This is a genomic window from Labilibaculum sp., from assembly GCF_963664555.1.
Taxonomy (GTDB): domain Bacteria; phylum Bacteroidota; class Bacteroidia; order Bacteroidales; family Marinifilaceae; genus Labilibaculum.
Genome location: NZ_OY761461.1, coordinates 176,187 through 187,516, shown reverse-complemented (window position 1 = coordinate 187,516; position 11,330 = coordinate 176,187). Strand labels below are relative to the sequence as shown.

10 protein-coding genes are annotated in these 11,330 nt (G+C 34.6%); 8 read left to right on the top strand and 2 right to left on the bottom strand.

Translation table 11 applies throughout. From position 1 onward, the window contains the following. The 4 genes from ybeY to uvrC all read left to right on the top strand — a co-directional run bounded on the left by ybeY (position 1) and on the right by uvrC (position 6,092). Complete coding sequence (ybeY, locus tag ACKU4N_RS00820) at positions 1-426, top strand: rRNA maturation RNase YbeY (RefSeq protein WP_321319707.1); 426 nt, start codon at positions 1-3, stop codon at positions 424-426. 147 nt (positions 427-573) lie between these two features. Continuing rightward, the gene (gene mnmG, locus ACKU4N_RS00815) at positions 574-2,451 is read left to right on the top strand and encodes a tRNA uridine-5-carboxymethylaminomethyl(34) synthesis enzyme MnmG (RefSeq protein ID WP_321319706.1); all 1,878 of its coding nucleotides are present in this window, start codon (positions 574-576) and stop codon (positions 2,449-2,451) included. Between the two features lie 168 nt (positions 2,452-2,619). Further along, positions 2,620-4,263, top strand: a complete 1,644-nt coding sequence (gene ade, locus ACKU4N_RS00810) for an adenine deaminase (protein WP_321319705.1) — start codon at positions 2,620-2,622, stop codon at positions 4,261-4,263. Positions 4,264-4,289: 26 nt separating this feature from the next. Next, on the top strand, positions 4,290-6,092 hold the full coding sequence (gene uvrC / locus ACKU4N_RS00805) for an excinuclease ABC subunit UvrC (RefSeq protein WP_321319704.1): 1,803 nt from the start codon (positions 4,290-4,292) through the stop codon (positions 6,090-6,092). A gap of 70 nt (positions 6,093-6,162) precedes the next feature. Here uvrC and ACKU4N_RS00800 read toward each other — a convergent pair whose 3' ends face one another. Next, positions 6,163-7,146 (bottom strand): lipoate--protein ligase, encoded by a 984-nt coding sequence (locus ACKU4N_RS00800; protein ID WP_321319703.1) that lies wholly within the window; start codon positions 7,144-7,146, stop codon positions 6,163-6,165. A gap of 186 nt (positions 7,147-7,332) precedes the next feature. Here ACKU4N_RS00800 and dtd point away from each other — a divergent pair, with 186 nt between their 5' ends. The 4 genes from dtd to ACKU4N_RS00780 all read left to right on the top strand — a co-directional run bounded on the left by dtd (position 7,333) and on the right by ACKU4N_RS00780 (position 10,238). After that, on the top strand, positions 7,333-7,785 hold the full coding sequence (gene dtd / locus ACKU4N_RS00795; RefSeq protein ID WP_321319702.1) for a D-aminoacyl-tRNA deacylase: 453 nt from the start codon (positions 7,333-7,335) through the stop codon (positions 7,783-7,785). Next, positions 7,786-8,121 carry a nucleotide pyrophosphohydrolase gene (locus ACKU4N_RS00790; protein WP_225441413.1) on the top strand — a complete coding sequence of 112 codons (336 nt, stop codon included), beginning with the start codon at positions 7,786-7,788 and terminating at the stop codon, positions 8,119-8,121. It abuts the gene before it with no gap. 279 nt (positions 8,122-8,400) lie between these two features. Then, entirely contained in the window at positions 8,401-8,988 is a 588-nt protein-coding gene (locus tag ACKU4N_RS00785) for a phage tail protein (RefSeq protein ID WP_321319701.1), read from the top strand. Between the two features lie 89 nt (positions 8,989-9,077). Beyond that, a complete protein-coding gene (locus ACKU4N_RS00780) occupies positions 9,078-10,238 on the top strand; it encodes an ABC transporter substrate-binding protein (protein ID WP_321319700.1) in 1,161 nt (386 codons plus the stop codon). Positions 10,239-10,246: 8 nt separating this feature from the next. Here ACKU4N_RS00780 and ACKU4N_RS00775 read toward each other — a convergent pair whose 3' ends face one another. Next, positions 10,247-11,269: an SAM-dependent methyltransferase gene (locus ACKU4N_RS00775; protein WP_321319699.1), complete on the bottom strand. Its 1,023-nt coding sequence runs from the start codon at positions 11,267-11,269 to the stop codon at positions 10,247-10,249. Positions 11,270-11,330: the final 61 nt, after the last annotated feature.

Sequence of the window (11,330 nt, the reverse complement as noted above, 5' to 3'; positions counted from 1 at the left end):
ATGTTGATTACTTACGATACGTGTGAAGCTAGTATTCCCGCGATTGATCAGAAGCGTTTAAGCGAATGGATCAATCGCGTTGTTGTTAATAATGGTTTCGAAATTGGAGAGATAAATTACTATTTCTGCTCTGATAATTACCTGCTTGAGATGAATCGGGAATACTTAAATCACGATTATTTTACGGATATCATTACTTTTGATTATACTGTTACTGATATTGTATCAGGAGATTTATTTATAAGTGTTGATACTGTTCTTGATAATGCAAAAGAGTATGGATGCGAATACCTTCAGGAATTGCATCGTGTAATGATTCATGGAGTCCTACATTTAATGGGCATTGATGATAAAACTGATGAGGATCAGCAAATAATGACCCAAAAGGAAGACGAATCGTTAGCATTACTTTCCGATATTGATTAAATTTGTGAAATTTTTTTAGTTTATTGATTTGAATTCTAGATGATTAGTATAGTAGAGTCTGTGCTAGTTTATTGGTTTTCAGTTTTTTAAATAAAATAATTATCTTTACACAAATAAGAATAACGAATATAAATATCTTTTTATTATATGTTGCCAAAGTATGATGTTATAGTAGTGGGTGCCGGTCATGCCGGATGTGAGGCGGCAACAGCTGCGGCAAACCTTGGATCTTCGGTTCTTTTGGTTACCATGGATATGAATAAAATTGCTCAAATGTCATGTAATCCAGCTATTGGAGGAATTGCAAAGGGGCAAATTGTTCGTGAATTAGATGCTTTGGGGGGGTATACAGGTATAGTTACCGACCGTTCATCCATTCAATTTCGAATGCTTAACCGCTCTAAAGGGCCTGCTATGTGGAGTCCAAGATCACAATGTGATAGAATGATTTTTTCTTCGGAATGGAGAAAAATCGTTGAAAATACAAATAATCTGGACATGTGGCAGGATGCCGTTGTACAAGTGATTATAGAGGATGGCAAAGCAGTTGGTGTGACTACAAAATTGGGAATCGATATTACTGCGAAATCCGTAATACTAACCAATGGAACTTTCCTTAACGGATTAATGCATATTGGCCGCAAGCAGGAAAAAGGAGGTCGCACAGCAGAACCAGCTTCTGTAGGAATTAGTGAACAATTAAAAAGTATTGGCTTTGAAGTTGGGAGGATGAAAACTGGAACTCCTGCACGTTTAGATGGCAGAAGTATTGATTTTTCAGTAATGAAAAGACAGGATGGGGAAGAAGGATTTTATCAATTTTCTTATCTGACAGATCATGTAGATCGGATTCTTACTCAGAGACCATGTTATATTACGTATACAAATTTGGAAGTTCACGATAACCTTAGGGAAGGGTTTGAAGAATCACCAATGTACAATGGAACAATTCAAAGTACTGGGCCAAGATATTGTCCAAGTATAGAATCTAAATTGTCGACTTTTGCTGAGAAGCAAGAGCATTTACTTTTTTTAGAGCCAGAAGGGGAGTGCACTCAGGAGTATTATATCAACGGATTTTCATCGAGTCTTCCTTGGGATGTTCAGCTAAAAGCACTTCAAAAAGTTCCTGGATTGGAAAATGTGAAAATGTATCGTCCGGGATACGCAATCGAATATGACTATTTTGATCCAACTCAACTTCATCATACTTTGGAAACAAAATTGGTCTCGAACTTATTTTTTGCCGGACAAATTAATGGCACAACCGGATATGAAGAAGCAGGAGCTCAGGGAATGATGGCAGGAATAAATGCGAGTTTATTGGTGCAAGGAAAAGAGGCTTTCACACTGAATAGAGACGAAGCTTATATTGGTGTTTTAATTGACGATTTGGTAACGAAAGGTGTTGATGAACCTTATCGGATGTTTACTTCAAGAGCCGAATACCGTATTTTATTAAGGCAGGATGATGCAGATTTTCGTTTAAGTCCTAAGGCTTTTAAATTAGGTTTGGTGGGACAAAAGCGAATTGACTTACTGGAGGAGAAAATTGAATTTAGAGATAAATTGGTTACCTTTTGTAAAGAGTTTAGCTGCAAACCGAAGTTCCTAAATCCGATACTCGAGAAATTAGGAACGGCACCATTAAAACAAGGGGTAAAATTATACGATATAATTCTTCGTCCACAGGTTCAGATAAATGATTTGATGGAAGATATTATTCCATTGAAAGAACTGGTGGATTCAATCCCTAACAGGAGAGAGGAAATTATTGAAGCAGCAGAGGTATTAATCAAATATTCGGGATATATTAACAGGGAAAAATTGATTGCCGAAAAATTGACCCGCTTGGAGAATATTAATATAAAAGGCAGATTTGAGTATGCAAGCCTGCAATCTATATCTACCGAGGCAAGACAAAAGTTAGATAAAATACAGCCTCAAACTATCGGTCAGGCATCACGCATATCGGGTGTTTCCCCTAGCGATATTAACGTTCTTTTAGTACTCATGGGACGATAACGTTCCACGTGGAACTAAGGAGTATTTTAAAATAGTTTACTCCTTAAAACGCCCGAAATTGCTTTTCCGCACATCGAAAAGTTAATTTCGGGCATTTTTGAAGGTAATATTGGGTTGTTTTAGGAATTGAATTAAGAGAAACCCATTTCAAATGATAATATATTAGAGATGACAAGTAATAGGTTTTCAATATCAGGTAAAGTTGTAGATGTTGTTTCGCGTGAAATAATCAATGCAGAGGTGTATGTTGAAGAGGGAAGAATCACTTCCATTAGTAAGAGAGATTCTGTTCCTGATCAATATATCTTACCAGGACTTGTTGATGCACATATGCACATTGAAAGTACCTTATTAATACCAAGTCGGTTTGCAAGTTTAGTTGTACAGTTTGGCACATTAGGTTTGGTTACAGATCCGCATGAAATAGCAAATGTGTTGGGTGAAATTGGTGTTGATTTCATGATTAATGATGCTAAAAAAGTTCCTTTGGAAATTCGTTTCGGGGTTCCATCATGTGTGCCGGCAACTCGATACGAAACTTCAGGTTTTGTTTTGGATAGTAATATTGTCGAAAGCTTACTGAAAAGAGAAGAGGTTGTTTGTCTTGCTGAAGTAATGGATTTTGTCGGGGTGATTGAAGATGATCTTGAAGTACTCAAAAAAATAGTAGCGTGTAAGAATCTCGGGAAAAAAATTGACGGTCATGCTCCAGGTTTAAAGGGCCAGGACTTGAAAAAATATGTGGCATCTGGAATTTCAGCAGATCATGAATGTTCAACCTTGGAGGAAGCTCTGGAAAAGATTTCGTTAGGGATGATGATTCAAATAAGGGAGGGGAGTGCCGCAAAAGATTTTGAGGCATTGTATTCTTTATTGGAAACACATCCGGATAGAATCATGTTGTGCACGGATGATTTACATCCCGATGATTTAATTGAAAATGGGCATATAAATTTTTTGATAAAACGAGGATTGGAAAAGGGACTTGATCTATTTTCATTACTTCGGGCTGCTAGTTACAATCCAATTCATCACTATGGATTAGATCTGGGATTGTTGCAGGTTGGCGATTATGCAGATTTTATAGTAATTGATCATCCGAAATCATTTGTTGTGGAGCAAGCATTTCGAAAAGGTGTTTGCATTTATAAAAACAAGGAGGTTTTATTTAATGTAAGCAATGAAATCATCTTGAATAACTTCAGTCGAAACCCAATTCAATTAGTAGATCTGGCTGTTAAATCTCGAAATGGTTTATTGCGTGCAATGGTTGTTAAGGATGGTGATCTGATAACTGATTCAATTTTGTGCACTCCAAAAGTAATTGATTCGAATGTTGTATCTGATGTTGATAATGATTTATTGAAAATGGTTGTGATGAGCAGATACGATAACAGAAAGCCTGTAATGGGATTTGCCAAAGGTTTTGGTTTTAAAAAAGGAGCTATTGCCGAAAGCATTGCTCACGATAGTCACAATATTATTGCTGTAGGAACGAATGATGAAGATTTGCTTCATGCAATTAATTCACTAATTGAAATGAAAGGTGGTATTGTTGCTGTAGACAACGGAGAGTGTGAGTCGGTCCAGTTGGAAGTGGCAGGATTAATGTCGAACAAAACAGGAGAGGATTTGATAAGGGAATATACAAGATTGAGTAATTTTGCTTCCGATCTGGGATCAAATTTTCAATCGCCTTTTATGACTCTTGCATTTATGTCTTTGTTGGTAATTCCGAAACTAAAATTGTCGGATAAAGGTCTTTTTGATGTTAATGAATTTAGAGTAGTTGACCTTTTTAAAGAAGAGTAAGCTATATTAGAGGAAAATTAGAATAAGTGATAAAAAGTAAAAATACAGATCATTTAAAATCTTTGGTTTCTGCCTTGCCGGAAGAGCCGGGAGTGTATCAGTTCTTTGATGAGAACGACACAATTATATATGTTGGAAAAGCAAAGCGACTCAAACGGAGGGTAGCTTCCTATTTTAATAAAGTTCACGATTCGGCAAAAACCAATATAATGGTTCGAAAGATTGTGGATATTCGACATATTGTTGTTGAATCTGAAGAGGATGCTCTGTTATTGGAAAATAACTTAATTAAAAAGCATCAGCCACGATACAATGTTCTTTTGAAAGACGATAAATCCTTTCCCTGGATTTGTATTAAAAGAGAGAACTTTCCAAGGGTTCAAGTCACCCGTAATATGATTAAAGATGGCTCGGAATATTTTGGGCCCTATACGAGTGTGAAAATGGTTCGGATTTTAATGGACATGATGCGGTCTTTGTATCAATTGCGAACATGTAATTTAAGTCTTTCGGAGGAGGGGATTAGGGATAAGAAATTCAAAGTCTGTTTAGAGTATCATATTGGAAATTGCAAAGCGCCTTGTATTGGGAAGGAGAATAAAGATGAATATGAACAAACAATACAGGATATTCGGAATATATTGAAAGGGAATATTGGCTCGGTGACTTCTCATTTGAAAGAAAAAATTCAGGAACTGGCCAATGATTTCAAATTTGAAGAGGCACATCTTCTTAAAGAGAAATTAGATTTACTGGCAAAGTATCAAAGTAAGTCAACAATTGTAAATCCTTCCATTAATAACATTGATGTGTATTCTATTGTTGATGATGAAGATTCTGCGTATGTAAATTTTTTAAAAGTGGTAAATGGAGCCATTATTCAGGCACACACCATTGAAATGAAAAAGAAAATTTACGAAAGTAAAGAGGATTTGCTTTTGCTTGCTATTACAGAGATCCGGCAGAAGATTTTTAGTACGGCAAAAGAAATTTTGATTCCTTTTGAGCTTGAATTATCCATTGAAAATGTTCGGTTTGTTGTCCCTCAACGTGGCGATAAAAAGAAATTACTGGATTTATCTGAACGCAACGTTAAATATTATCGTCTCGAAAAGTTAAAGAAAGGGGATAGGTCTCTAAAACAATCGCATTCTGAACGTATTGTAGAAACCATGCGCACTGATTTAAGATTAAAAGATGCACCGGTTCATATTGAATGTTTTGACAATTCGAACATACAAGGAACTAATCCCGTCGCCTCTTGTGTTGTGTTCAGGAATGCAAGACCTTATAAAAAGGATTATCGGCATTTTAATATAAAAACAGTAGTTGGAGCAAATGATTTTGCGTCTATGGAAGAAATAATTTACCGGCGTTATAAAAGATTGCTGGATGAGGGAAAGAGTTTACCGCAATTGATTTTGATTGATGGGGGAAAAGGACAATTGGGGGCCGCCTTAAATAGTTTGGATAAATTAGAATTGCGTGGAAAGATTTCTGTAATTGGAATCGCCAAAAAACTGGAAGAAATTTATTTTCCAGGCGATCCTTATCCGTTGTATCTGGATAAGAATTCAGAAACTCTTAAAACCATTCAACACTTGCGAAATGAATCACATCGCTTTGCAATTACCTTTCATAGGCAGAAGCGATCGACGGCATTTATTGTCTCGGAATTAGATAAAATTGAAGGTGTCGGACCAAAATCAGTTCAAAAGTTAATTAAAAAGTTTAAGTCAGTAGAAAATGTTAAGAATGCTACTATCGAAGAACTTAAAACAGAACTCGGTAGTTCGAAAGCCTTAACTATTTGGAAATATTTTAATTAGGTGTATATAATTGAGGTGTTTGTATAGATTTAATTTGTTTGTGTTTTTGGATTTCCCAGAAATAGTGTTTTTAAAAAAGAGCTGATAAAATCTCATTCTCTGTAAGTTTGATAAAGAATAAATTTAGATTGAGTTCTTTAAGTATCTTGGCAATAGTGTTTTTATCGTGATAGTTACCAATTAATATAGATTCAAAGCTGGAATTTTGATTTTCAACAAGGCAATTCCCAAATAACTCAAGGTTTCTAATAATTCCTTTCTCTACCTTAATACTTATCTCTAGAATTGATCCTTCTGAGAAATTGGATAGTTTCTCGAATGTATAATTGGGAGAGTAGCCATAATTCCATTCCCAGTTATTATATTTCTCTGCCATTAAAGCTTCTATCTTTTCAATATCAATTGCCGATAGTTCAAATTCCTTAGCATCTGGAAATTTCGTTGTCAAATCCGTTAATATTAATTGAGCAAAGTTGTCGATACTCATGGAGTTGGAAAGATATTCAGAGATGTTCGTTACCTTACTTCTAATGGATCTTATACCCCGATCTTTGAACTTGAGAGGATTTACCTTTAACAGCTGATTTAAGCGATTTAAATCGCTTGAAAATAGCATTGTGCCATGTTGCATAAGCTTGTTCTTAAAAATGTGTGAAGCATTCCCTGAAAATTTCTTTCCATCGATCGTTAAATCGCTTTTTCCTTCAAATTTAGCGTTTACGTGCAGCTTTTGAAGAGTATCGATAATCGGCTGACTGTATTTTTGAAAATCAACCAATTTACTTTTTTCTCCACTCTTGATAAAGCAATAATTTAGATTTCCTTCGTCGTGAAAAACGGTTCCTCCACCTGACATTCTTCTAATAACAGGTATATTTTCCTGTTCAGCTTTGTCGAGATTGATTTCAGCCAGGGTATTTTGATGTTTTCCTACAATTAATGCAGGAGTATTGGTATACAAGAAGAAAAAATCATCTTCATGGTTTTTTAGCAAATACTCTTCGCAGGCAATGTTAAAAACGGGGTTGGTAGATGAACTGATGAAATACAACATGCTTTACTTTTTTTTTTTGTAACGGATTACAAATATCAGTATTAATTGGGAAATATCTTAATTTAGAATCAATTTTAATAAGGTACAAGTCTGGAAAAACGGTTTTGGCAATATCTTTTTTACATGAATATGATGTGTTATATTTGAGAGGAACAATTAATTGTAACATTTAATAAATATATTGATATGCGGGTTGTGGTTCAGCGGGTTACTCAAGCTTCAGTGAGTGTAGATTCTGAAATAATCGGGCAGATGTCGAAAGGATTGCTGGTGTTGGTGGGAATAGAGAATGCTGATACTGAAGAGGATTCGGAATGGTTGAGTAAAAAAATTTGTCATCTTCGAATTTTTGACGATGAGGAAGGAGTAATGAATAAATCTTTACTTGAAGTGGATGGAAATATTTTGGTAATCAGTCAGTTTACTTTGCATGCAAAAACTAAAAAGGGGAACAGACCATCTTATATTACAGCTGCAAAACCTGATATTTCAGTACCTCTGTACGAGAATTTTGTTGCTCGTTTGGAGAAAGCATCCGGAAAGAAGGTGGAAACAGGAAAGTTTGGTGCCGAAATGCAGGTCTCATTGGTTAACGATGGTCCGGTTACCATTGTAATGGATACTAAAAACAAGGAATAGATGATGAATCAGATAGGAATTAAGGAAGCCCAGGAGAAAGTTGATCAATGGATCAAAAAGTATGGAGTTCGTTATTTTAATGAATTGACCAACATGGCTATTTTGACCGAAGAGGTAGGAGAGGTGGCTCGAATTATCTCCAGAAAATATGGAGAGCAATCTTTCAAAGAAAGCGATAAGGAAGTTGATTTAGCAGATGAAATGGCTGATGTTCTTTGGGTTTTAATGTGCCTGGCAAATCAAACAGGAGTCGATTTAAACGAAGCTTTCCAGAAGAATCTTGAGAAGAAAACGGAGCGGGATATGTACCGGCATAAAAATAATGAGAAACTCTGAGAACAGTAATTAAGCAGATGTTTTTTACACTAAGGCCAAAGTAATCATAGCGATAACTTTGGCTTTTTTTTTTTTTACATGTGAATGCCAATATTATTTGTTCACAGAAAAATTGCTGTTAAAATTTGAATTCTATTGATCGCTAAAAATATAATGAGTTATGTGAAATTTTTCACGATAATATTTTTATTATTAATAGACAATTAAGGTATATTCGTAGTAGTATATGAATGTTTTGTCAAATAAATATTCTTTTCAATTATTTAAAAAACTTTAGTTATGGACGCATTTTTAGCATTTATTGGATTGTGGCCTGTTAGTTGGGCTCCAAAGTATTGGTCTTATTGTTGGGGACAATTAATTCCCGTAAGTCAAAACCCTTCTCTTTATTCATTAATTGGTGCAAATTATGGTGGTGATGGAAGAAATGATTTTGGTTTGCCTGATTTTAGAGGGAGAGTTCCTGTTGGTGCAGGAGTAGGACCAGGTCTTTCATCGTATCAACTTGGCATGAGGTATGGTTTCGAAAGAATAATTTTAAATGAAGCACAGATGCCAAGTCATAATCATGAGGCTACTATTAGTGGTTTAGAGATCGGATTTATGGCTAGTGCTTTAGGTGGAACAGAAAGTACTCCTGGTGCAAATAATGCTACAACTTTAGCAGGAGCAAGTGCAGGTAGAGAGCTCGCAAATAAGATTTATAATACAGAAAGTCCAACTGTTGAACTTAACGGTGTTTATTCTACAGGTGGAGATGTGTTAGTTTCTGATACAGGTGGTGATCAGTATGTTGAGAATCGTCAACCTTTTACTACTGTTAATTATATTATTTGTATGGACGGTGTTTATCCTCAACGTCCTTAGTTAATTACAGAGAGTGTCTTTTGAGTCGGACTTCTGTATAAGAATTCTCAAGATTAGCTTAATTGACACTCTCTTTTTACCATGTGTCTATGAATCAAAATATTAAAATTGGATTTCTTGCACCATACTCTTCAATTTATCCCGACATGGTACCTAGTTTAGTTAGTGGATTTTATTCTGCTGTTCCAGAGAAGTACCATCAGCTTTTTCAAATATTTCCTGAATATGTTGGTCAGGGTGGAGATAAAGCAACAACAGAAGCCGTAAATAAATTGTTGAATTTCAATCGGGTTGATATTGTTTCTGGCTTTGTAAGTTATAAAGTTTTACCATCTGTAATACCGAGTATTGAAAACAGGCAAAAACTTGGACTTTTTTTTGATGTAGGAGAGTACATCCCTTACACGCATCATATATCCGATAGTGTTTTTAATAATAGTTTTCAGATGTGGCAATCGCAGTTTTCTTTAGGTTATTGGGCTCATCAAAAATATGGAGAAAAAGGAGCTGTTATTATGCCAATTTACGATGGAGGATACCATTTGCAGTCTGCCTTTAGACAAGGAGCTATTATGGCTGGAGCTTCAAACATGGATATGTATATTCTGAAATATCAGCCTGGAGCTTCTCAGTTGAAAGGTCAGATAGAAGGTCTGTTCGATGAAATAAAAAAAACGCAACCAACTTATATTCATTCTCTATTTTGCGGTAGCGAAGCATTAGAATTTTACTATGAATATTGTAAATCAGGATTAAATAATAAAATTCCACTTGTAGTAAGTGCACACATGTCGTCAGATGATGTTTTAAATCAAGTAAGTAATCTTGATCTAAATTTATACTCTGCCTCTATGTGGAATTATCATTCAAAAGATAAAGCCAATATGGAGTTCAAACATAAAGTTAACCAGTTTGCTGGTCAAAAGCCCGATTTTTACACTCTTTTAGGTTATGAAACGGGTTTGGTTTTTGAACGATTAATTCCCGAGTTCCAAAAAAAGAATTGGCCAGAAATTAAAAAACGACTCAAAACAGAAACTATTGAGGGACCAAGGGGCAAACGCTCTTTTTTCCTGAATTCAGAATATGCCACTCCATTAATCGATATTGAAAAAATTGGTTTTGCAAATAATCAAGTAACGAAAATTGTTATTGATCAGGGCAGAGCTTTGGAATACAGTAACGAAGCATACGAAAAAATTCATAAGGAGAATGTGAGTGGCTGGCAGAATCCGTATTTGTGTATTTGATGAAAGATTCAGACAATCTTTTTTATTATGCGAGGATCATTGTTTAAACGGTAAGAAAATTCTACTTGAGAGTTGATGATTTTATCTGTTAGGGTTAAGGCGTATACTTTTAGAGTTAATAACGACTCGTCTTCGCTTAATATGATAGATTTATAAATTTTTAAGCTGGTAATGTATAAGAGGTCAATATTTTCAGTTGCAAGATCTGATATTTTAAGTGAAGTTAAATAAATGTTTTCTTGATTTTTTTTTGAGTGTTGAAGTTTGAGAAATGATTTGTCAAGTGTAATAATATTTTTAATAAACGTTCTTTGAATTTGGTTGCTTTTGGTGGTTGAAGTGTCTAAATAGAATTCATAATCGCTGCTTTTCTCTTTTCTTATATCTGTTGCATATAAGTCTACTGTAACTTTTTCTGGAATAAGAATGCCCTCTTTTTTTAAATACGAAAATAGATTAAGAAATATTGAAACTTGAGGCTCTATTTCTAATGCTTTGTCCATAGTTTCTGAAATAATAATATCGAAACGATCTTCTTTTTCGGGTTTGTATTGCGTGGCATCAATGCATAGTATTTTTTTTATATACTGATTTTTACCAATAAAGGAGATTATTTGTTTGGCAGATTTTAATGAATAAGGATTAATCTCGATAACATCTATTTCAATATTGGTACTATTAAAAAGGTATAATAACGGAAGAATTAATGGGCAATAAGGTCCGCAACCAGCATATAATATTTTGATTTTGCGTTTGGGAAATTGTTCCAGTTTTTCCTGAACAGCTCTATAAAGTGCAAGCATAAAGCGATGAGTTCGTATGTAATCCTGAAAGCAGTGTACTGCAATTTCAGGAGAAACAGCTACTCCGTTTGATAGATAGATCGGATTATAAGAAATGTCATTTTCATTATTATCTACTTGTATGTTGTTTTTTAAGAATTTGTTTAGAGACTCTAATTGCTTAACAATATTAATTGTTTTTGTCTCTTGTAAGAGACCAGTAAAAAAGTTTTCGCTTAAATCATTCATAATGTTTCAGTTATTATTCTGTAAATAAAATAAAAATTAGTTACTAATTGATCTTAAATAT